20 protein-coding genes, 1 riboswitch and 1 other annotated feature are annotated in these 24164 nt (G+C 32.4%); of the genes, 17 read left to right on the top strand and 3 right to left on the bottom strand.

Annotation, left to right across the window (positions count from 1 at the left end):
* The first annotated feature begins 118 nt into the window (after positions 1 to 118).
* The gene (locus ACGHJ8_RS05425) at positions 119 to 4234 is read left to right on the top strand and encodes a SpaA isopeptide-forming pilin-related protein (protein ID WP_390542134.1); all 4116 of its coding nucleotides are present in this window, start codon (positions 119 to 121) and stop codon (positions 4232 to 4234) included.
* 35 nt (positions 4235 to 4269) lie between these two features.
* Here the strand turns inward: ACGHJ8_RS05425 and ACGHJ8_RS05430 are convergent, their stop codons facing one another.
* Positions 4270 to 5460, bottom strand: a complete 1191-nt coding sequence (locus ACGHJ8_RS05430; RefSeq protein ID WP_087358222.1) for an acetate/propionate family kinase — start codon at positions 5458 to 5460, stop codon at positions 4270 to 4272.
* A 109-nt stretch (positions 5461 to 5569) separates the two neighbouring features.
* Positions 5570 to 5670, top strand: a riboswitch (TPP riboswitch).
* 64 nt (positions 5671 to 5734) lie between these two features.
* Here ACGHJ8_RS05430 and ACGHJ8_RS05435 point away from each other — a divergent pair.
* From ACGHJ8_RS05435 to ACGHJ8_RS05510, 16 genes are all read left to right on the top strand, one after another.
* Positions 5735 to 6286 carry an energy-coupled thiamine transporter ThiT gene (locus ACGHJ8_RS05435; RefSeq protein ID WP_087358221.1) on the top strand — a complete coding sequence of 184 codons (552 nt, stop codon included), beginning with the start codon at positions 5735 to 5737 and terminating at the stop codon, positions 6284 to 6286.
* A 107-nt stretch (positions 6287 to 6393) separates the two neighbouring features.
* A complete protein-coding gene (locus ACGHJ8_RS05440) occupies positions 6394 to 6957 on the top strand; it encodes a DUF402 domain-containing protein (protein WP_087358220.1) in 564 nt (187 codons plus the stop codon).
* Positions 6941 to 7390 carry a tRNA (adenosine(37)-N6)-threonylcarbamoyltransferase complex ATPase subunit type 1 TsaE gene (gene tsaE / locus ACGHJ8_RS05445; protein ID WP_211964913.1) on the top strand — a complete coding sequence of 150 codons (450 nt, stop codon included), beginning with the start codon at positions 6941 to 6943 and terminating at the stop codon, positions 7388 to 7390. Before ACGHJ8_RS05440 ends, tsaE begins: the two co-directional genes overlap by 17 nt.
* On the top strand, positions 7378 to 7983 hold the full coding sequence (gene tsaB, locus ACGHJ8_RS05450; RefSeq protein ID WP_087358219.1) for a tRNA (adenosine(37)-N6)-threonylcarbamoyltransferase complex dimerization subunit type 1 TsaB: 606 nt from the start codon (positions 7378 to 7380) through the stop codon (positions 7981 to 7983). The genes tsaE and tsaB overlap by 13 nt, the downstream gene beginning before the upstream one ends.
* Positions 7974 to 8414: a ribosomal protein S18-alanine N-acetyltransferase gene (gene rimI / locus ACGHJ8_RS05455; protein ID WP_211964911.1), complete on the top strand. Its 441-nt coding sequence runs from the start codon at positions 7974 to 7976 to the stop codon at positions 8412 to 8414. The genes tsaB and rimI overlap by 10 nt, the downstream gene beginning before the upstream one ends.
* Positions 8414 to 9421 carry a tRNA (adenosine(37)-N6)-threonylcarbamoyltransferase complex transferase subunit TsaD gene (tsaD, locus tag ACGHJ8_RS05460; RefSeq protein WP_390542138.1) on the top strand — a complete coding sequence of 336 codons (1008 nt, stop codon included), beginning with the start codon at positions 8414 to 8416 and terminating at the stop codon, positions 9419 to 9421. The genes rimI and tsaD overlap by 1 nt, the downstream gene beginning before the upstream one ends.
* A gap of 2 nt (positions 9422 to 9423) precedes the next feature.
* Positions 9424 to 10062 carry a redox-sensing transcriptional repressor Rex gene (locus ACGHJ8_RS05465; RefSeq protein ID WP_087358216.1) on the top strand — a complete coding sequence of 213 codons (639 nt, stop codon included), beginning with the start codon at positions 9424 to 9426 and terminating at the stop codon, positions 10060 to 10062.
* A gap of 38 nt (positions 10063 to 10100) precedes the next feature.
* Positions 10101 to 10310 (top strand) — a binding site (T-box leader).
* A 37-nt stretch (positions 10311 to 10347) separates the two neighbouring features.
* A complete protein-coding gene (gene asnS / locus ACGHJ8_RS05470; protein ID WP_087358215.1) occupies positions 10348 to 11733 on the top strand; it encodes an asparagine--tRNA ligase in 1386 nt (461 codons plus the stop codon).
* 90 nt (positions 11734 to 11823) lie between these two features.
* Positions 11824 to 13293, top strand: coding sequence for a metallophosphoesterase family protein (locus tag ACGHJ8_RS05475; protein ID WP_390542141.1), 1470 nt, complete (start codon positions 11824 to 11826; stop codon positions 13291 to 13293).
* A complete protein-coding gene (locus tag ACGHJ8_RS05480; RefSeq protein WP_390542143.1) occupies positions 13277 to 14671 on the top strand; it encodes a D-2-hydroxyacid dehydrogenase in 1395 nt (464 codons plus the stop codon). The genes ACGHJ8_RS05475 and ACGHJ8_RS05480 overlap by 17 nt, the downstream gene beginning before the upstream one ends.
* Positions 14672 to 14819: 148 nt before the next feature.
* Entirely contained in the window at positions 14820 to 15635 is an 816-nt protein-coding gene (locus ACGHJ8_RS05485) for a folate family ECF transporter S component (RefSeq protein WP_087358212.1), read from the top strand.
* A gap of 206 nt (positions 15636 to 15841) precedes the next feature.
* Entirely contained in the window at positions 15842 to 16285 is a 444-nt protein-coding gene (gene spoVAC, locus ACGHJ8_RS05490) for a stage V sporulation protein AC (RefSeq protein WP_087358211.1), read from the top strand.
* A complete protein-coding gene (spoVAD, locus tag ACGHJ8_RS05495) occupies positions 16263 to 17270 on the top strand; it encodes a stage V sporulation protein AD (RefSeq protein WP_390542145.1) in 1008 nt (335 codons plus the stop codon). Before spoVAC ends, spoVAD begins: the two co-directional genes overlap by 23 nt.
* Entirely contained in the window at positions 17267 to 17617 is a 351-nt protein-coding gene (gene spoVAE, locus ACGHJ8_RS05500) for a stage V sporulation protein AE (RefSeq protein ID WP_087358209.1), read from the top strand. The genes spoVAD and spoVAE overlap by 4 nt, the downstream gene beginning before the upstream one ends.
* On the top strand, positions 17614 to 18897 hold the full coding sequence (locus ACGHJ8_RS05505) for a spore germination protein (protein WP_390542147.1): 1284 nt from the start codon (positions 17614 to 17616) through the stop codon (positions 18895 to 18897). Before spoVAE ends, ACGHJ8_RS05505 begins: the two co-directional genes overlap by 4 nt.
* A 59-nt stretch (positions 18898 to 18956) precedes the next feature.
* Entirely contained in the window at positions 18957 to 20225 is a 1269-nt protein-coding gene (locus ACGHJ8_RS05510) for a serine dehydratase subunit alpha family protein (RefSeq protein WP_205088956.1), read from the top strand.
* A 56-nt stretch (positions 20226 to 20281) separates the two neighbouring features.
* On the opposite strand, the gene ACGHJ8_RS05515 is transcribed toward ACGHJ8_RS05510, so the two are convergent.
* Positions 20282 to 21979, bottom strand: a complete 1698-nt coding sequence (locus tag ACGHJ8_RS05515) for an ATP-binding cassette domain-containing protein (protein WP_162607652.1) — start codon at positions 21977 to 21979, stop codon at positions 20282 to 20284.
* The gene (locus tag ACGHJ8_RS05520) at positions 21954 to 24002 is read right to left on the bottom strand and encodes an ABC transporter ATP-binding protein (RefSeq protein ID WP_390542149.1); all 2049 of its coding nucleotides are present in this window, start codon (positions 24000 to 24002) and stop codon (positions 21954 to 21956) included. The genes ACGHJ8_RS05515 and ACGHJ8_RS05520 overlap by 26 nt, the downstream gene beginning before the upstream one ends.
* Positions 24003 to 24164 lie beyond the last annotated feature (162 nt).

A 24164-nucleotide genomic window follows, 5' to 3' on the forward strand; every position in this document is an offset into this window, starting at 1 on the left:
GGATTTTTTCATTATCAATTCAATTTCATGACAGGAGAAAACCTGTCTTTTTGTTTAGCATGAAAGGAGGTGATGTAGACAAGAAAGTTATGTTTAGCCACAAAAAGGAGGGAAAAGGATGAATAAACATAAACTATTTCATGGATTTAAAAAAGTTTTATTATCAATTTTATCTTGTTTATTTGCGTTAAACATAGGTCAAGTTCACGCAGCATCTTATGAGATGAACACCTACAATTATTTACCGGGTGTCACGACAAAAGATGGAGCCAAACTCAATGATGGTACAATCTTGGATGAAAGTGCCTATGATGAAGGTGTGACTGTCCTTTTAACAACAAATGGACAGTATTTTTATTGTCTTGAACATGGTAAAGCTGTTCATGATGGAACACAGTATACACCTACTGATACGATTGATTTGATTGAGGAAGCACAGAAAAACAAATACTTAAGTGCTTCACAAAAAGAAATATTGATTAGTAGAGTTTTAAGTCTTGCTCCTACTAAAATCAATGTAGAATACAATACGAGTGGCTCATTGAAAGCAGTTAAGGGTAATGCCTATCAATGGTATGCTGCTCAGATCATTGTATGGGAAATCATGGTAGGTGAAAGAAAGGCGGATGGCAGCTATCGAGGAGTCACAACGAGTGGGGCAACTTCTGTCTATAATGCATTGAACTGGGATAATGCAACAACCAAATCCAATGTCAAAAAATACTATGATTCCTATAGTGAAACATTGGCTTCTTGGAGCAAGATTCCTAGCTTTGCTGCTAAGAGTGAAAGTTTAGCCAAGACTTATGAAATGTCGGACTTTGATGACAGTCATTATTATATGGAGATGAACGATCAAAATGGTGTCTTGGATAGATATGATTTCAAATCTGATGGGCTATCATTTGATAAAAGCGGAAATATTTTAAAAATAACAGCCAATGCTTCTTTTGAAGATACTAAAACTGTTTCAGCAACCAACAGTCTAGATTTAAACAAAAGACAGCTTATTTGTCTGGACAGTTCTGAAAGCTATCAAAAAGTTGCCATTGCTGGAAAACTGGATGAAGCTTTACCAAGTGCATTCTTTAAAATCAAGATTGGAACGTCTGCTTTAAAGATTGCCAAGAAAGACAACAAAGGAAATTATATTTCAGATGTTCAGTTTAAAATCTCTTATAATGCCAATATGAATCCAAGTCTAGGCACATATACAACTGGTAAAGATGGAACAGTAACCATCAGTCAATTAAAACCAGCCACTGTCTATATACAGGAAGTTAAAGTGCCAGATCATCTTGTTTTGGATTCAACAGTTCATTCAGTCGAATTAAAAGCTGGGCAGACAGCTTCATTTACACAAACCAATAACTGGAAACAAGGTTATATTCAAGTTGTTAAGAAAGATAAGAAAACAGGTGAGATTGTCAAGAAAGCCGGAACGAAGTTTGAAGTATTAAGTGGCAATCAAGTTGTTTCAACAATCTCTACAAATAATGAAGGTATTGCCAAAACAGGTTTGCTTGATTATGGAACATATACGATTCTTGAAAAAAAAGCACCACAAAACTATGTCATTGTGACACTGGAAAAGAACCAAAGTGTGACTGAAAATGGCAAAACTTATGCCATTGAAATCTATAATGAACCTGTTTTAGGGAAAATTGAACTCGAAAAACAGGACAAAGAAACAGGTAATAGTGCACAGGGTGATGCCACTTTAAAAGAAGCAGAATATGTCTTGAAAGCCAATGACAATATTCTCAGTCCGGCTGATGGTACAGTGCTTTATACAAAAGATGAAGTCATTTCTCAAAAAACAGTTGGTAATGGCGTTTGGGGCGATACAGGAACAAAGAAAACAGACAACAATGCGAAGATTTCTTGGTCTAACTTACCAATGGGAGTATATCGTGTTGAAGAAACAAAACCAAGTGTTGGATATTTATTAGATTCACCACAGATTGTGTCATTGGCATCTTCCAATTCAACACAACAGGTTGTGACTCAAAATGTTGTTTCTAAAGAACAGGTCATCAAAGGAAAACTTGAAGTCGCTAAGATGGGTTCTGATGGATCAAGTGGTATTACACAAGGTTTGGCAGGTGTTGAATTTACAATCAAACTTTACTCAGATGTTCAAAAGAATGGATGGGAAAAAGCTAAAACGTATGATGTGCTCGTCACAGATCAAACAGGACGAGATACATCTGTTGATTTGCCTTATGGTATTTATCAAGTCAAGGAAACAAAGACACCAGAAAATTATTATGCCAGTGGTGATTTCTTTGTCACCATTGATCAAAATCAGGAAATTGAATACAGAATGGTCAACAATGCACCATTCAAGGCATGGCTAAAGATTGTTAAAACTGACCATCAAGGACAAAAGGTGACTTTATCTCATGCCACATTTAAGCTAAAAGATGAAGACGGAAATTATGTCAAACAGAAAGTCGGTTTAGTTTATAAAGACGAATGGACAACTGATGAAAAGGGGTATGTTGTCTTGGATGATATGGTAGAATCAGGAACTTATACCATTGAAGAATTGAAAACACCTGAAGGATTCTTAATAGGTGATGACATCAAGGTTGAGATTTCTTCTGATCGTCAGGACATCATTTTTGATGAAGATCATCAGCCAGTCATTGAAGTAACATTTGTCAATGAAAAACCAACAGGTCATTTGATTTTGCACAAGACATTTGAGTTAGATAAAGACACAGCAGTTGGTGGAGCCCAGTTCAAAGTGACAGCTAACAGCGATATCGTTGATCCAACAACTGGAAAGCTCATCTACAAAAAAGGTGAACCTGTCAATATGGACACTGCAACTGATGGTATTTATATGATTGATGAAAGTGGAAAACTGGAATTAAAGGATTTACCACTTGGAACAGATGGAGCACAATATAAAGTTGAAGAAATCAAGACTGTTGATGGCTATGTACTTTTGGATGAACCTGTGATCTTTGTGTTTGAAATGAAAGACAATACAACGAAAGAATATGTAGTGGAAAAGACAGTCAATAACAAGCTAACAGAAACATATTTCTCTAAGCAGGATCTTAATGGAACAGAACTCAAAGGTGGAGAATACACTGTGATAGATGCTGAAACTGGAGAAATTGTAGAACAGTGGACAAGTGATGGACAAACGCACTTAATTAAAGGACTTGTCATGGGAAAAGATTATATCTATCGTGAAGATTTGACACCACTTGGATATACTTATGCCAAAGATGTGAAATTTACAATGTCCAAAAACAAACAAACGATTGTGATGAATGACACACAGGTAGATGTGACAAAATTAGGTGCAGATGAAAAACCTGTCAAAGGAGCAACATTACAGGTGGTTAGTACCAAAACAAAGGATATTGTTGATCAATGGGTTAGTGATGAATCCAAACATCTTGTAGAAGGATTGAAAGTTGGTGAAACTTATATTTTACGAGAAATCAAAACACCTGATGGATATGTGACAGCTAATGAAATACCATTTACCGTTAAAGAAGATGAAGATATGCACTTATCAATGATTGATACAAGAGTCAGCGTTCAAAAGAAAGATGATAATGGCAATGTTGTTAAGGATGCTATTTTACAGATAACTGACCAGCAAAATAACATCATTGATAAATGGACGACAGATGGTACATATCATGTTGTTAAAGGGTTAAAAGCAGGTGAAACTTATACACTTACTGAAATCAAAACACCAGAAGGATATAAGAAAGCATCATCAATTGTTTTTACTGTGGATCAGACACAGGATATGATATTGACAATGACGGATGATCGTATTTTAACGGATATTCAGGTCAATAAGATTGATAGTCAGACACATCAAAACATTGTTCATAATGATTTTGAATTTACAATATATTCAGATGAAAAGTGTCAGAATCCATTAAAGACAATCAAAGCCAATATCAATAAAGGAATAGTGACTTTTACGGATTTAGCATATGGTCAGACTGTTTATCTTAAAGAAACTAAAGCACCACAAGGATATCAGTTATCTGATGAAGGTGTAAAAATAGTGATTGATGATCAACTTGAAGGTGTTGGAAACATTCATAGTTTACAGTATGAAAATACTAGAATACCAGTGATTGTAAAAACTGGGGACTCATCCAATATCATGAATATGGTGATATTAGCTGGAGGAAGTCTTGGTTTGATGATCATGTTGAAGTATAGATCAAAAAAAGAAGACAATATGTAAAAAAGATGCAGGGAGAAATCTCTGCATCTTTTTAATTATAAATTTAATAAGCGTTTTGTATCTCTAGCAATCACAAGTTCTTCGTTTGTTGGAATGACATAAACTTTAATTTTTGATTCTGGTGCAGAAATTAATCGTTCTCCTTCACCATTTTCATTAGCATCATCATCAACAACAATACCTAAAGCTTCACTTACTAATGATAAAATTTCCTTTCTTGCATAAGCAGAGTTTTCACCAATACCTGCTGTAAAGGCAATGGCATCACACCCACCTAAAGCAATAAAATATCTTCCGATATAAGCAATAACTCGTCTAAAGAAAATATCAATCGCAAGTTTTGCTCTTTCATTTCCTTCATTAGCTGCATTTAAGACATCTCTAAAATCACTTGATACACCAGAAACACCTAATAAACCAGATTCTTTATTTAACATATGAATAACATCTTTCATATCCATACCAACTTGTTCAATTAAGTAGTCAATAATAGAAGGATCCAAATCACCACTACGAGTTCCCATCATAATTCCAGCTAATGGTGTAAATCCCATTGAAGTATTAATAGATTTTCCATCTTTAACAGCTGTAAGAGATCCTCCAGCTCCTAAGTGAGCAACAATGATTTTAGAATGTTCAGGATTTCCTAATTTTTCAATGACTTTTTGAGAAACATAATAATGTGAAGTTCCGTGTGCACCATATTTTCTCACTTTATAATCAGTATAGAATTTATATGGAATTGGGTAGATATAACATCTTGGTTCTAATGTTTGATGGAATGCTGTATCAAAAACAGCCACTGCTCCAGCATTTGGAATAGCTTCTTTAAAAGCATAGTATCCTGTTAAGTGAGCAGGATTATGTAAAGGAGCTAATGATTTTAATTCATCAATTTTACTTACAACATCATCATCAATAATGGCAGATTCTTTAAAATAAGAACCACCTTGAACAACCCTATGTCCAACACCTTTAATATCTTCAAGTGATGATACGATATTTTTTTCTAATAATGTATCTAATAATAAATGAACAGCTTCTTTATGTGTTGGAATAGGTAAAGTACGAACATCTTTTTGACCATTAAATTTAATTGTAAAAATAGAGTCTTCTAAACCAATTCTTTCAATCACTCCAGAAGTAATTACAGATTCATCATCCATTTCAAATAATTGGAATTTTAGTGATGAACTTCCTGCATTAACTGCAATAATTTTTGCCATTTTCTTATCCTCCCTTAATTCCCTTTTATTATAACATTTATTTATAAAAAAACTAGAAAAAAATGTTTTATCAAAAATATTTGTATTTTTTCTAAAAAGGATTATAATAGAAAAAGGCCGGGGGTGCATTTTGCTGAGAAAGGTGGAAACCTTATCCCTTATGATCTGAACTGGGTAATGCCAGCGTAGAGAGTGCAAATAATGAAATTGTGACTTTTTTACGTGGGTAGAAAAGTCTTTTTTTATTTGTTGGCTGAATGAAAGGAGAAAAAAGATGATGAAAAATGTTATGCGAGTAGAATACTCAATTAGAAACATGTGTATGCTTGCGATGTTTATGGCGATTACACTTGTTTTAAGTTATGTCAATGAAGTGATTCCTTCACTGCCACAAGGTGGAACGATTTCAGTTGATGTTATTGCGATTATGTTATGTGGATATTTGATGGGAGCCGGTTATGGGGTGATCTGTGGTGTTGGTGTCGCTTTATTGCAATTTGTATTAGGAATTGCTCAATATTATGGGCCATGGTCAGTTTTGCTTGACTATGTTTTACCGCTGGCAGTTTGTGGTTTAACACCATTAATCAAAACTCAAAAAATAGGTCATATTTCCATTTGCTGGGGTGTTGTTTTTGTTATGTTTTTAAAATATTTATCGCATTTTGCATCAGGGGCATTCTTGTTTGCCAGTTACGCTCCTGAAGGTATGAATCCTATTGTTTATTCATTAAGATATAATGCGATTTATGTTGCTCCAACGCTTATATTATGTATGATTGTTGTTCCATTATTATATTCACGTTTAAAAAATGCTTTTCACTAATCTCTCTTTATGAGAGATTTTTTAATACGTTAGAAAATAGTAAATTTACTTTAAAAAAGAGGTGAACTTGTGTATAATAATTCTGTTATAGAAAGAGGTTATTGATTATGAATAAGACATTTGTTGGTCAAAATATCCTTATTCATTGTTATAAACATGATGGAAGTATTCATCGCTGCTGGGATAAAGGGCTTGTTTTAGAGGAAACACCACATCATTTTATTGTTGTCAACAATAGAACGCTTGTAACAGAAGCTGATGGTCGTAAATGGTATACAAGAGAACCAGCCATATGTTATTTCCCTAAGCGAAAATGGTATAATGTGATTTGTATGATTCGTAAGACAGGGGTACATTTTTATTGTAATATCGCATCTCCAACGTTATATGATGGTGAAGCCTTGAAATATATTGATTATGATTTAGATTTAAAGGTTTTTCCTGATTATAAATATAAGATTTTAGATGAAGAAGAATATCAGCAGCATAAAGCTGCTATGAATTATAGTGATGAATTGGATGATATATTACATCTTCAGCTTTCACAATTGATTGATATGGCGATGAATATGTCAGGACCTTTTAGACCGGGTTTTGCACAACACTGGTATCATTATTATCAAAGTGGAAATTATAGAAAAAGGAGAGGTCATCATGGATTTTCAAAATGAACAGGATATGATTGATTTTGGAGAAGAACTGGCAAAACATTTATTTCCGAATACTGTGATTACATTAGAAGGAGAATTGGGTGTTGGGAAAACAACTTTTACAAAAGGAATAGGAAAAGGATTAGGGGTGACAAAGATTATTAATTCACCTACTTTTACGATTGTTAAGGAATATCAAGGAAAAGTGCCATTCTATCATTTTGATGCTTATCGTTTAGAAGGAGAAAATGAAGAACTGGGATTTGAAGAAATGTTTGAAGATGGTGGTGTCTGTGTCATTGAGTGGCCAATGTATATTCAAGATATACTTCCAGACAATAGATTAGAAATTCATATGACAAAAAATAAAGATCAGACTCGTCATATGACTTTTATTGCACATGGTCAACAATATCAGCAATTATTAAAGGAGATGAACATATGTTGCAATTAATCATGGATACATCTAATCAATATTTAATGGTTGCTTTATATGAAGATGATCAATGTTTAGAAGCTATCCAAGAAATGGGATCGAAACGTCAATCAGAAAATGCTATTCCTTATTTGGAAAAACTGTTAAATAAATATCATAAAGAACTATTGGATGTTGATGAAATGGTTATTACCATTGGACCGGGTTCTTATACCGGTGAAAGAGTGGCTTTGACAATCGCAAAAACATTAAGTGTGATTTCATCTGTTCGTATTAAAGCCATTTCATCTTTAGCGGCTTATGCTGGTTTACAAAAATGTGTATCAGTGATTGATGCTCGTAGTCAAAAAGTCTTTGTTTGTGCCTATGATCAAGGAAAAGCGTTAATTTCTGAACAAATGATGGCAATTGCAGATTTTCCTCAATTTATGCAGAATTATCAAGATTTTCAAGTCGTAGGACAAAATGAAGTGGTAGGATATGAGCATGTAGAAGTGAATTTAGCTAGTCATTTACATGAATTAGCCAAAAATGAATCTGCTTGTGAAAATGTGGATGCTTTGGTTCCACGTTATCTTAAAGATGTTGAGGCTAAAAAGATATGCCTATAGAAAAATGTCGTGAAGATGATCTTGAGGCTATTGTTCTTTTAGAAAAAAATGTGATGCCTTCACCTTGGACGCAAGAAGATTTTGAATATGAATTATTTCATAATCCTTTTGCACATCTTTTTGTATTCAAAAAAGAAAAAAAAGTGATTGGTTACATTGATGTCTGGATCATGTATGAACAGGCACAAATTGCATCAATTGCTGTTGAAAAACGATATCAGTCACAAGGGTATGGAGCAAAACTTTTGCAGTATGCTTTAGATGTTATGAATGATGATGTAGAAACAATCAGTTTAGAAGTAAGAAAATCAAATCATAAAGCGATAGCTTTATATCAAAAATATGGATTTTTAGTTCAGGCAGTTCGTCCCGATTATTATCAGGATAATCATGAAGATGCCTATTTAATGACGAAAAGGAGGGAAAAATAATGAGTCTTATTTTAGCGATTGAATCAAGCTGTGATGAAATGGCCGTAGCCATTTTAAAAGATCAACGTGAATTATTATGTAATGTGGTCGCATCACAAATTGATACACATCGTTTATTTGGTGGTGTTGTTCCTGAAATTGCTAGTCGTATGCATGTAGAATGTGTGTCTACGGTTTTAAAGACAGCTCTCAATGAGGCAAAAATCAATATGCAGGATATTGATGCGATTGCTGTTACAAAAGGACCCGGTCTTGTTGGTTCATTGCATGTTGGGATGCAGGCAGCAAAGACATTGGCTTTAGCTTATCATAAACCTTTGATTGGAGTTCATCATATTGCTGGGCATATTTATGCTAATGAGCTTGTAGAGGATATCCAATATCCATGTCTGTGTTTAGTTGTCAGTGGGGGGCATAGTGAACTTGTTTATATGAAACATGAATTTTCATTTGAAGTCATTGGACAAACTTTAGACGATGCGATTGGTGAAGCTTATGATAAGGTAGGACGTGTATTGCATTTGCCTTATCCTGGTGGGCCAGTCATTGATCGCATGGCGAAAGAAGGAAAGCATAGCTATCAATTGCCACTTCCAATGAATGATGACAGCTATCATTTTTCTTTTAGTGGTTTAAAATCAGCTGTGATTAATCTTTGTCATAATGCTTCTCAAAGAGGAGAAGACATTGTTCCAGAAGATTTAGCATGTTCATTTCAAGAGGTGGCAGTGGATGTTCTTGTATCGAAAACACTGAAAGCAGCAAAGGATTATCAAGTCAAAGAAATTATTGTTGCTGGAGGTGTCAGTGCCAATCAGGGATTAAGAGAAGCACTGACAAAACGTAGTGATATTCCAGTATTATTTCCACCTATGCGTTATTGTACAGATAACGCTGCCATGATTGCTTCATCAGCCCGTATTATGTATGAACATCAGCAATTTTCATCGCTTGATTTGATGGTGAAACCATCATATGATTTAGAAATGGAAAGTCTTGGTGAATAATCATGGAAAAAAAACAACATAAAATATCAAAAGCAACGATGTCCCGTTTCCCTGTTTATTTAAAAGCTTTACGCAATATGCAACATGAAGGAAAGAATAATTTTTTATCTAGTGAATTATCTGAAGCAACGGGAATTTTAGATACAACGATTCGTCGTGATTTCAGTTTTTTAACAAGTAAAGAAGCTTTAGGAAAACGCGGAATAGGTTATGATACAAAAGATATTATTAATATTTTAAATAATGTTTTAGGTTTAGGTTTGGATGAATCTATTATTTTAATTGGTGTGGGTAATTTAGGAAGTGCTATTTTAAAATATAACCGTTGGCAATATACAGTAGGAAAGATTGTCTGTGGTTATGATTTAGATCAAAATAAAGTTGGAGAACGTTTTGGTGTTAAACTTTATCATATTGATGATTTAGAAAAAACATTTCCTGATGGATGTAAAATTGCCATTTTAGCAATCAGTGAAAATGTTCAGGAAACAGTTGATCGTTTGATGGATTTAGGTATTAAAGGTATCGTTGATTTTACGCATACACATTTTACAGTCAGAGATGATGTTGTCGTACAAACAGTTGATGTTGTTGTGGCTATTCAGGAACTGGTTTTAAAAATGCATGTGAATGATGAATAAAGTGTTGAAATTTTATTGAAAAAATGTTAATAATAAATATACAGGTAATGATTTGAGAACATATCATTCATAAGTTTTAGAGCGACTTTTGGACGGTGAAAGCAAAAGAAATGGGAATGATATGGAACACTCAATGAACCGGATAGGAGAAATAAAAGTAGACTATCCCGCTTAGAGGCGTTATTTAAAAAGGGTGTATTTGTTAAGAATACAAATAAGGATGGTACCGCGATATAGTCGTTCCTTTTGAGGAACGACTTTTTTAATAAGAAGGAGGAGAGAGTTATGTTTGAATTTATGACAGTCAGAGAATTATATGAAATGATTTTATCTGGGGAAGAATTTGAAACGGAGAGTATCGAATATGTTGAATTAGATGGTTGGGTACGTACAAATCGTGATAATGGAAAAGTTGGTTTTATTGCTTTAAATGATGGAACTTACTTTAGAAACTGTCAAATTGTTTATTTACAGGACACTTTAACAAACTATGATGAAGTGAAACATATCAGTACAGGAAGTGCAATTCGTGTTTTAGGAAAATTAAAATTAACACCACAGGCTAAGCAGCCTTTTGAAATAGAAGCAACACAAGTTGTTGTAGAAGGGGCTTGTGATGATGATTTCCCTTTACAAAAGAAAAGACATTCTTTTGAATATATGCGTGAAATTCCACATCTTCGTCCACGAGCTAATACTTTTTATGCTATTTTTAGATTAAGAAGTGTTTTATCAATGGCAATTCATGAATTTTTCCAGTCACAGGGATTTGTCTATGTGCATACACCTATTATTACAAGTAATGATGGTGAAGGTGCTGGTGAAATGTTTAGAGCGACAACGATTGATGATACCGATTTTAGTAAAGATTTCTTTGGTAAAGAAGCCTTTTTAACAGTGACAGGACAATTACATGTGGAAGCTTTCTGTATGGCGTTTAGAGATGTTTATACATTTGGACCAGCATTTAGAGCAGAAAATTCAAATACATCACGCCATGCCAGTGAATTCTGGATGATTGAACCAGAAATTGCTTTTGCAGATTTGGAAGATGATATGGATTTAATTGAAGATATGGTAAAATACTGTATTGATTATGTTTTAGAAAATGCTCCAGAAGAAATGAAGTTCTTTGAACAAATGATTGATAAGGAATGTATTCAAAGAATTACACATGTGAGAAATAGTGAATTTAAACGTATGACTTATACTGAAGCTATTGATATTTTAAAGAAAGCTGATGTCAAATTTGAAAATAAGGTAGAATGGGGTATGGACCTCAATAGTGAACATGAACGCTATATTTGTGAACAAATTGTAGGTGGACCGGTATTCTTAACCGATTATCCAAAAGAAATCAAAGCCTTTTATATGCGTTTAAATGATGATGGAAAAACGGTTGCAGCCTGTGACTTGTTAGTACCAGGTATTGGAGAACTTGTTGGTGGAAGTCAGCGTGAAGAAAGATATGATGTTCTTGAAAAAATCATGGATGAAAAACAGATGTCAAAAGAAGGATTGCAGTGGTATATGGATTTAAGAAGATTTGGTGGATGTAAACATGCAGGATTCGGTCTTGGTTTTGATCGTTTCTTGATGTATTTGACAGGTATGCAAAATATTCGTGATGTGGAACCATTCCCAAGAACACCAAGAAATTTAAAATTCTAAAAAGATTTGACAGGAACATGGAAAAATATGAATTTCCATGTTTTTCTATTTTTATTTGTAGTATAATAAATCTACGAGGTGAAAAGAACAGTGAATGAAATCTTCTTTATCAATACCTTTTTTAATATTGTTTATCGTAATGAATTGGCATATATGCGTGATTTTCTCATGTCCTATGACTATCTTCAAAGTTTTATCCAATGGTTAAATCAACGTCATATTTCATGCCCTGTTTTAGAATCTATTACAAAGGATGAATATGCCTTATTATCTTATTTAATGAAAGTTGAAGATGTTGATCATATTTTACATATTCCTTTTTCAGTAGAAATGGAAACAATCGCACAAACTTATGAAAAAGCAATTCATATTGTATATGTTCCAGGATTTGATGAAAATGATTTGAAAATGATATCTTTTCCTACATATGAAAACATCTATTTTTATGCGATTTCTGGTCATTTTCAAAAAGACAATTTATCATTTTTTAATCCTTTTCCTGCTTTCTTCTGTGCTTTGAATCATGTGGATTCATGGCCGGGATGCTTGATTTTTCAAGAACAGAAGATGGTTTTCGTTCCTATCAAACGAATCGAAGATTTCACTCAACTCAAAAAGGCTATTGAACAGCAATTACCTTTGTTTGATATATATCAACACTATCAAAATGACGCTTATTTTATTCAGTTAAGTGATCTGCATTTAGGTAAAAATAAACGTCAAAAAGGATTGGCAAGACTCTATGCTTCATTAGATGAATTGATGCCAAGACTTCCTTCATTATGGCCTGTGAATATTTTAATTACAGGCGATTTAATGGAATCTCCTAATCGTAAAAATATGTATTTAGCCAATGATTTTATGAATAGTTTAAAGAAACGATATAAAGCGAATGTGACTTTTATATTGGGAAATCATGATGTGATTGTGCATGGATTTAACTTTGCTAGAAATCAAAAAAGTAAAGTCATTGCTTATTTGTTAGGTGAAAATATTAAGGTTCTGGAAAAAGAAAAAATTATTATTATTAAAATGGATACAACCAGTGAAGGAAATCTTGCTAGAGGGAAAATAGGAAAAAGACAATTAATGGAAATTGATGATGAGTTATCAGCGATTGATCATTTGGAAGACTATACTTTATTGGTTTTGTTGCATCATCATGTTTATCCTATTGATAAGGCTCAATTTATTAAAACCAAATGGCATGAAAAAACATTTATTAATCGAATTGTAGAAACATCAAAGGTTTTAGTAGATGCACCGTTATTGATTGAATGGTTACAGAAACGAAATATACATTATGTTTTTCATGGACATAAACATTTACCTTTTTTTAGAGAGGTAGATGGCTGTTATTATATTGGTGCGGGTAGTGCCACCGGTGGTTTAAAAGAAAGTCGTAGTCGTTATATTTCATATAATATTATGAAATATGATATTCAAGAGAAAAAAATGAAACTATGTATGATTTTTTATGATGATAAAGCGAAAGCGGAAAGACAGCGAGTTGAAGTTTATTTATTTGAGGGAGGAAATGAAGATGAAACTAGTAGATAGAATGAAAGATGAAGAATTAGGAACAGCATTGCTGTATAATTTTACAAAAGGTTATGGAAAACCAGTACCATTGGAACTTTATGATGTTGTTTTGCCACTTCTTTATCATGATTTGGTCAGAGATCAGATTTTATCATATACATCACTTCAAGAATGTATTTATCAATGTGAACAACAGGAAAAACATTTTAAACAACATATTTTAGAAACAATTGATGATGATAAAACAATGACTTCTAAAGCGTTAGGAGTTGCGATGATTCAACATATTTTAAAATTTGAAATTGTGGATAATGCGATGTGTGGTGTGGCTTTATCTACAGACATCTTAGATTTAAATGAAGCTATTCATCTAGGAAAATTATTTCGAGATGTATCATTAGAAGATTTTATGACTTTACTTCGTCAGGAAGATGTTCATATTGTTGTTTTACAAAGTGCTTCTGTTGGCAAAGATGTCGATTTATCTAAGCTTTGTTCACTTGGGCAAGTGACAATGTATGAAGATACAAAACAATCTGAAATAAGAGGACGTATCTTAGGGGCTGATATTGTCATTACAAATAAAAATGTTATGAATCAAGATGTTTTAGAAGGATTAAAGCATTTGAAACTGATTTGTTTATTTGCCACAGGAACAAATAATGTTGATTTGAAATATTGTCATGATCATGGAATCAAGGTAGCAAATGTCAAAGATTATTCAACGACAACAGTCGCTCAACATACTTTAGCATTATTAATGCATCTTATTGAAAAGAATGTTGCCTATGATCATTTTGTGAAGTCTAAAGCATATTGTCATAGTGAACGTTTTAGTTATTTTGATGATGTTTTTCATGATGTGTCATCTATGACTTGGGGTATTGTTGGATTAGGACATATTGGCAGAGCTGTTGCTGGTATTGCTAAGGCGATGGGAGCAAAAGTTCAATATTATTCAACAAGTGGCAAAAATGCAACAAGTGATTACCAGCAAGTTGATTTTGAAACGTTATTAAAGACATCTGATATTATAACTATTCATGCGCCTTTAAATGAACAGACACATTATTTATTTGATGAAGAAGCTTTAAGAAAGATGAAAAAAACAGCTTATTTAATTAATGTTGGACGTGGTGGTATTATTGAAGAAAAGGCTTTGGTAAAAGTTTTAAATGAAGGACATCTGGCTGGGGTTGGTTTAGATGTTTTTGAACATGAACCATTATTAGAAGATGATGTGATTTATTCTATACAGGATATGAATAAAGTGATTTTAACACCACATATTGCTTGGGGGTCTATTGAAGCTAGACAACGTTGTGTCAATGAAGTTTATGAAAATATACTTTCATTTTTAAAAGGTGAAGAAAGAAATATTGTCAATAATGAATAAATCATGTATGATATAAAAAATAAAAAAAGAAGGAGGAGTCTACGTTAGTAGCAAAGCATGGACGGTTATATAAATATAATCGGAATTAACGCCTGTGGACTAGAAATGAGGATGAAGCAGGAAAATTTGTTATATGTAGCATGATGTTATGGAACAAGTTGTAATTGCAATGATTATTATTGCACTAGGTTTTTATGTTTTTAAATTTTATCCTTTTGAAAAAGGAAATGTGATGAAATTAGTGATAGCCGCTATTTTCATTATTTTGACAGCTATTTGTAAAAGATTAGCGATTATGATTCCTTTATTTGGAACAGAGAGTTTAAAGATTGGATTTGAATATATTCCCTTGATGTTAGCAGGATATTTTTTATCTCCAAGCTATGCTTTTCTGGTTGGGCTATGTAGTGATGTGATAGGATTGATTATTGTCCCCACAGGATTTCCTTTCTTTGGATTTACACTAGGAACAATTTTAGTCAGTGTCATTCCTTCAATGGTTCATGTTCACTTTAAAAGAGTGAGTCCAACAAAAGTTTTAATGATTGTGATTGGTTTGATTGTTATATTAGGAGTAGGGGCTTCTTTATATATCAGTCAGTTAGATGTCGTTAGTATTTCAGATACGGCTTATTCATTAAAACTACAGGATAAAATAACATTAATTTCACTATGTCTTTTATTGTCACTTCTTTTTGTTGTGATCATTCTCTTTTTAAAACGTAAGATTAATACACAAGAAGCCAAAACTTTTTCAACTTGGATTTTGTGTGTAGTACTGACAGAAATTGTTGTGACATTATGTTTAACACCATTATGGCTGGATATGATGTATCATATCCCGTGGACGATTTCTTTATGTATTCGTGTAGTGAAAGAATGTGCTATATTGCCTATTGAAATATTTATTGGATATAGTTTAATCCCATTTTTAAGAAGAATATGGGTACACTTAGAAAAATAAACAACAAGGATTAAGATTCTTGTTGTTTTTTAATTTCATGTCCATCTTCATCAACTTCAACAACCTCAAAAAAATATTCAAAAAGACGAGTTAATATGTTTTTCATAGACAAATTTTTCATTCCTTTCAAAATAAGTGTATGTTGATATTGAAAAATTATGTTTGAAAAGTCAAAAAATGTAAACACTAAAAAAGAGGTGATGAAAATGGATCATAAAGAATATGATCAGTTAGCTGAAACATTAAAACCAGTTGGGCATAAAATGAAAAATGCTTTTTTTGCTTTTATCTATGGAGGGATTATTGGGATTCTGGCACAGGGTGTCTTAGAATTTTTTATGAATGTTTATGATATCAGTCAAAAAGAAGCAACACCCATGATGACGATTACATTAGTTTTCATCAGTTGTTTATTAACGGGATTAGGTATTTATGATAAATTAGCACAAAAAGCCGGAGCAGGAACTTTCATTCCTATTACCGGTTTTGCAAATAGTATGACCTCAAGTGCCATAGATAGTCAAAGTGAAGGACTGATTATGGGAATTGGCAGTAACATGTTTAAATTAGGAGGAACAGTTATTACCTATGGAATTGTCAGTTCTGCCCTGTTAGGAGTGATACGTTATGTCATTACACTTTTTGGGTAATTCAGTCACTTTAGAAAATGTCTTTATCGCATCTTCTGGTACTGTCTGTGGACCTTTAGAGTACTTAGGACCATTAGGCAGCTGTTTTGATAAAAGTATTCAAGATTATCACTATGGTGAAAAATCATTTGAAAAAGCAGAAAGAAAAATGTTAAGAGATGCTTTGGATATCTGTTTAAAAAGAGAACGATTAAAATATCATGATGTAGATTTATATTTAGGAAGTGATTTATTGAATCAGATCACTTCTGTTAATTATTTAGCTAGAGAAATAATGAAACCATTTATTGGTGTTTATGGGGCTTGTTCAGGTTTTGCTTTATCATTAGCTTTAGGTTCTTTGCTTGTAGAAGCAGGATTTGTTGATAAAGTCATCACGATGGTATCAAGTCATAATGCTTCGGCAGAAAGGCAATATCGTTATCCTGTTGAATATGGTGTACAAAAGAAAGCAACAACAACCTTTACAGCAACCGGAGCAGTAGCAACTTTACTAACATCTCAAAAACAACATGTGAAAGTTGAAGCCATCACTTTAGGGCGTGTCATTGATTATGAACAGACAGATGCTAATGATATGGGACGTGCGATGGCTCCAGCAGCATTTGACACATTGATGAATCATTTTCAAGATTTAAAACGTAGTTTTCATGATTATGATTTGGTTGTGACGGGTGATTTATCCATGTATGGGCATCAGATTTTAAAAGAAATGTTACAGCGTCAAAAAATAGATGTTGTCCGTTATAATGATTGTGGTTGTATGCTTTATGATTTATCTCATCAACCCGTTTTTCAAGGAGGCAGTGGCTGTGCCTGCAGTGCTTTAGTCACAATGGGTTCTTTGTACCCACAACTTAAAGACAAAAAATTAAAAAGGATTCTTGTTGTTTCAACAGGGGCTTTGTTGTCACCAATGATGAGTGCTCAAAAAGAAAGCATTCCATGTATTGCTCATGCCATTAGTCTGGAGGCGGTAGAATGAATTATCTATTAGCGTTTTTATTTAGTGGTTTTGTTTGTCTGATTGCACAGCTTATCTATGATCATAGTCGTTTAACTCCGGGACATATTACGAGTTTATTTGTTGTCTTAGGTTCTTTTTTGGATCTTTTCCATATTTATGATCGTCTGGTTGATATTTTTCATGCCGGAGCTTTAATTCCCATTACCAGTTTTGGACATTCTTTAATGCATGGAGCTATGGCAGCTACGCAAGAATATGGTATTTTTGGTATTGCGATGGGAATGTTTGATTTAACAGCGGCAGGCATCAGTGCAGCTATTCTTTTTGCGTTTTTGGCTGCGATGATATTTAAACCAAAATCATGAACGATTCTTATGATTTAAAACATCGTATTTTAAATTATAAAGGAAGACTTGTCCATCTTTATTTTTTAGCAAGTTTATCTAACGATGTTTTGATTTCTCGACTGGTAGAAGGGATTGAAAGCAAAGAAGGAAAAGATTTAGAGAATTGTATTCATATGGGAGATGTTGTGATTGTTTCTACAAATGATATTGATAAAATACAAAAAGCCCTGTTAGGTGGCAATAGTGCTTTATTTGATGGTGAAACGACTTATTTAATGGATACCAAAAACTATCCTAATCGTTCTATAGAAGAACCAGAAACAGAAAAGAGTGTACGAGGGGCTAAAGATGGTTTTAATGAATCTATTTTAAATAATACAGGACTGATTCGTCGACGTATCAAGACACCAGAATTATGTTTTCATTTGACCACAATGGGAACACAAAATCCAATTGATATAGCTGTAGCTTATTTAGAAGATAAAGTGAATAATGATGTTTTAAATCAATTATTACAGCGTATTTCTCAAGTTCAATCACAAGAATTTATAATGAGTGATCGTGCTATTGAAGAAGTCCTTTTACAGCAAGGATATAATCCATTTCCTTTGGTTAGATATAGTGAAAGACCAGATATTGTCGCAACACATATTCAACATGGCTATATTGCGATTCTATGTGATACATCATCTTCCGTTGTCATGTTGCCAACAACTTTATTTGAAATTTTAGAACATGTCGAAGAACATCGTCAAACACCATTAATTGGGACATTTATCCGTTTGATTCGTATGGCTGCCGTTTTCTTATCTATTTATCTTGTGCCTATCTTTGCTTTATGTTCATCCTTTTTAAAATGGGATTATTCCTTTTTTATACAAATTCTGATTGTCGAACTTTCTATTGAACTTTTACGTATAGCAACCGTTCATACACCCCAATCTTTATCGAATGCTATGGGATTGATTGCTGCTATTTTATTAGGAGAATTTGCGATTCAATTAGGTTTTTTCTCAGAAGATATTTTAATGTTTTGTGCTATCGGTACGGTGGGTGGTTTTGCAACACCAAATTATGAATTATCACTGACCAATAAATATATAAAAGTCATGATGATTTTTTGTATGATGTTTTTCAATGTTTATGGTTTTATTGTTTTTAATCTTATTGTATGGATAGCTTTAGCTCGTATTAAGACTTTTGGAGTATCTTATTTATATCCCTTATATCCTTTTCATGGTCGAGAACTTTTACGTTTTTTCATTCGTCAACCCAAACAGAATCAAACAAATGCATAATCCTCTCTTTTCAGTTTTTGGAAATAATGGTAGAATAGAAAAGAATGGGAGAGAAGATTATGGAAGCAAAGAATTATCAACATTATATTCAAATTTTAAAGGAAGAATTAGTTCCTGCAATGGGATGTACTGAACCCATTGCATTAGCTTATTGTGCCAGTAAATGTCGTGATGTTTTAAATGATGAAATCATCAAAGCTCATGTGCAAGTCAGTGGAAATATTATTAAGAATGTTAAAAGTGTTGTTGTTCCTAATACGGGAGGACTTAAAGGAATTGCGTCAAGTATTGCAGCAGGGATTGTTGCCGGAAAAACAGAAAAAGTCTTAGAGGTGATTGCTGAAGTTAGTGAACAACAAAAACAAGAAATGCAAGAATGGTTACAACATATTCCTATAGATATTTCACCATTAGAGAGTGAATGTGCTTTAGATATATGTGTAGAACTGATTGGAAAAGAACATCAGGCAAAAGTACGCATTGCTGGTTTTCATACCAATATTGTTTTTATTGAAAGAGATCATGATGTTGTTTTTGAAATGGGAGTTGTTGCTTCAACAGACCAATCATTAACAGATCGCAGTTTATTAAATATTCATGATATTTATGAATTTGCGAATAATGTTGAACTCGATCAAGTCAAAGACCTTTTACAAAGACAGATTGATTATAATTTTGCAATAGCAACAGAAGGATTAAATCATCACTGGGGTGCCTGTGTTGGACAAACAATACTGAAAACATATGGTAATGATGTCAAATTTAAAGCAAAAGCTTATGCTGCGGCTGGTAGTGATGCCAGAATGAGTGGCTGTGAAATGCCAGTTATTATCAATTCAGGAAGTGGGAATCAAGGGATGACTGCATCTTTACCAGTCATTGTCTATGCCAAAGAATATCATAAAAGCCAAGAAGAACTTTATCGTGCATTGATTGTATCCAATTTATGTACAATTCATCAAAAAACTGGGATTGGAAGACTATCTGCCTATTGTGGTGCTGTGAGTGCTGGTATTGGGGCTGGATGTGGTATTGCCTATTTACTTGGTGGTGATTATGAAGCCATCTGTCATACAATGGTTAATGGTTTAGCGATTGTATCAGGAATCATCTGTGATGGAGCTAAACCATCTTGTGCTGGAAAGATTGCTGCCAGTGTGGATGCAGGAATATTAGGATACTATATGTATAAAAATGGCTGTGAGTTTAAAGATGGCGAAGGACTTGTTTTAAAAGGTGTCGAAAATACGATTCGTAATATCGGAGAATTATCACGTGATGGAATGAAGGAAACAGATAAGGAAATTATTAAATTAATGTGTCGTTAAGTATGTAAAAAACTATCCTTTTTGAAAATGTAATTTCAATCAGGATAGTTTTTATATTATGATTCATCTTGAGATATTTTCAATATAGATGATATATGTGTAACTTTTAAAGCATGGAGTCTAAGTTTGAGAACAAGTATATATATAATCATAATACTTAATATCAATAATATCATGATGAAAGAAAAATCAATACCAAAGAGCGAAGCCAAAAGGCATTCTAAAACAGGAATCATGAAAAATATGAATAATATTTTGACTTGTTTAATCAAATACATATGCTTTAATAAAGATAAAGGAATCCCTAATGAATACATAATAGATAAATTTTTTTGATTCTTTTTCATGTTTTTAAAAACATCATAAAATAAGAAGCATAAGATCAAAAAGGCAATCAGAATTTCCACAATAATAAAGATATGATGATAGAAATGATTATCTTTTTGTTGGATAAGCCAATCTGTAAGGACACTATGATAAACTGAAAGAGTGCTTTGACTTGCATATTGTTCATATGCCTGTTCAATATCACCATCAATGATGATTTCATAAGATAAAGTTTCATCTGTTAATAAATCATATTGAGTAGGATATTTTAAAGAATAAGGTGTGTTTTTTAATGTATTGATTAAATAATCATACGAATAATATATTTGCATTTGATGAACATCTTTTTCTTCAATGATTTCTTTAATAATAAATGTGAGAGGATAGCTTTCTTCTTGTAGTTGATAAGATAATTCAATGGTTGAACCCACTTGTTGTTGCAGGGCATCAGCTAGTTGTTTATTGATAATGATTTCATTATCATGTATTCTAGAAGAATCTGGACAAGGATAAATATTAACTTTTTTGAGTTGATGATTGATTTCTATAGGTTGAAAAGGAATCAAGCGATGGTAATCATCTATATCTTGTAAAGAAGATCGATAATCTGTAATATAAAGACTTTGATAATTAAGAGCATCTTTACCATGTTCTAACATGAATAAAGAATGATCAATTTGCACACATACCATTTCTATTAAAACTAGACATGTGAGTATCAATGACATGATCATCATCTTTTTATGAAATATTTGATGAAAATAATGATGAATAGATTTTTGATGATATTGTAGTTGAGGCGGTATTGGAAGTTTATTGGTTGGTGATGATAAAAGACAATGCAGTTGATGGTCTTTGATTTCATAACAATAATCACAATAAGGTAACATCAGTTGTTGTTCATGAGAAGCCACAATCACGACACAGGTTGCTGATAGTTTTTTGAGTAAATCTAAAACGATTTTTTTATTTTCTATATCTAATGATTCCGTTGGTTCATCACAGATAATAACTTGTGGTTTTTGCATGAGGGCTCTTGCTATACCAACTCTTTGTTGTTGTCCTGCAGAAAGTTCATGAGGGTAATGATCTTGAATTTCCTGCAAACCAAGTTGTGACATAATCGTATCCATAGACACATCTTCATGATAGATATCTTCTATCATTTTTAAGTTTTCATATACTGTCAGTTCGTCAATCAGTTCATAGGTCTGAAAAATACTCGTGATATGAATAGATGCATCTACAATTCTTTGACCACTCTCGATATCTTCATATCCAGCTGAAATATTTAATAAGGTTGATTTTCCACTTCCACTTTTCCCACATAAAAGATAAAATCCACAATTGGAAAAATCAAAAGAAAGATTTTGAAAAACAATATGATTTCCAAATGATTTATCAATGTTTTGAAGTGCGAGTTGCATAAGCATTCATCCCTTCTATAAAAATAATGATAATAGCTGTGATCAAGAAAGTCAGGAGATAAGATACAAGGGGTGATGATGATACTAACGGATAACCTAATTGAACTGCAATGGTATTAAAGAAATGATAAAGAGTTGTAGAAAAGATTGTTTGTAATATAAAAACAATAAGTAAACTTAATGCAATGATGACATCATAAAGAATCAATGGCTGATAACCATAATGTTGATAAATAGCAGTTTCTTTTCGATAACGTTTTCTATCAAAGAATAATATTAAGATATAAATAGCTATCAAGACAATGAATCCACCACCAATAAGCCAATAGAAATATAGAGATTGATGATTTTCAACAGATGAATCATCAACTAAAATAGAATCTGTATAAACAACAAATTCACTTTTTTGACTGTTTAATACTTGATTAATATTTTGAGCAATAGTTGTTTCATCTTCTTGAACATCACTAATAAAAGATATATAAAGATATTTCACTTTATCTTTATTGGTTATATGATGATGACTTAATAAGTTTTCCATTGTTCCTTCCTGTAAAAAAATCATATAATCATCTTGATTTTGGGCATAAGCAATACCTACAATTTGAAGTTCTTCAGATAGTCCTTTATTTAATTGTAAAACTTCATTCATACCAATCAGCTGTTCCATGCTTTCTAAATGTTTAGCTTTATAAAGTTCTAAGGCAAGATTTTGTGAAATCACAACCTCTTGATTATTTTCCATCATTCTTCCAGCTAATAAATTGATTTGACAATCTTTAAAGAGTTGATAATATTGCACATCAAATGAATAATCAGAAAAATTCACCGAATCAAGAACAGAAGAATCTTCTCCATCTTGAAACGTTTCTACATTTCGATAATCCAAGTATAAAGGGATATCTTTAGGGAAAGATTGACCACTTTCCTTTTCATATGATTTGACATCATTTTCTAATATAGATAAACATGTTTGATAAAAATCTTTATTTTGATCTTCTGGTTTCATTGTTGATAAGGCTTCTTTGATATCATCAATATACATTTCTGGATAAAATACAGAATTAAAACTCACTTGTGCAGCCTGCCAGCCAAACTGATAACCAATAACGCCATTGACATTATCTCTAACAATTTGAATATCTTGGTCATCATATAAATCTCCAGTTTTTGAAGACATCTGATGATCACGGCTTTGAGTGATAATGAGATTATCACGTGTTTGCCATTTTCCATTTTGCTGAATCATCTGATCAAGAGAGGGGAATAAGGATATACCTACAAAAATAAAACATCCTATAAAAAAAGTAAATAATATTTTAACAAGTAAAGTCGCATATCTTGTTTGAATGATTTTGATAATAAGTGAAAAATGTTCTTTGATATGATGTAAAGAAATCTTCTTTTTCATGGTAATAGGCTCATCTTGGATTTCTTGATATTCTTCAATGACACCTTTTCCCATACGAATAACATGCCCTACATATTCATCTATCAAAGCTAATTCATGAGTGACTATAATAACACTTTTCTTGTGTGAAATTTCTTGTAATAAATCCATCACAAGATGACTGTTTTCATAGTCCAGTGCTGATGTAGGCTCATCACAAATAAGATAATCACAATCAACTAATAGTGAACGTATGATTTGAATTCTTTTTTTCTGACCTACAGATAACTTTTTCACTTTGGAATGTATAAAATCATTTAATTCAAAATGTTCCAACATTTCCATGATTTTATTTTGATCATTGATAACCAATAACAAATTATCCAAGACACTCATATTTTCTATTAAATGAATATTTTGTTCTACACATTCTACAAGACCACTATTTTCGACTTGTCCATCAAAATCCTTATCTTTACCAGATATGATATTCAATAATGTTGTTTTGCCACACCCACTAGGTCCTATGATATAAGTTAAACCATGATTAGCAATTGTTAAGTTGATATCTTTTAAGGCATGAATATCATTGTTTTTATTATGATATACTTTATGAATATGTGATAGTTTCATTGATTTCACCACCTGTTTTTAATATTTTCAAATCTATTAAAAAAGTTATATAATACGTGTAGTTATAGCACTAATCACAATAATATTATATAACTTTTATCTATTTTATAAAAGATTCTTATATTTGTTAATTATTTTTATGGCTTATCATAACCTCTGCAT

This window comes from Massiliimicrobium timonense, assembly GCF_042850985.1.
Lineage (GTDB): Bacteria > Bacillota_I > Bacilli_A > Erysipelotrichales > Coprobacillaceae > Allocoprobacillus.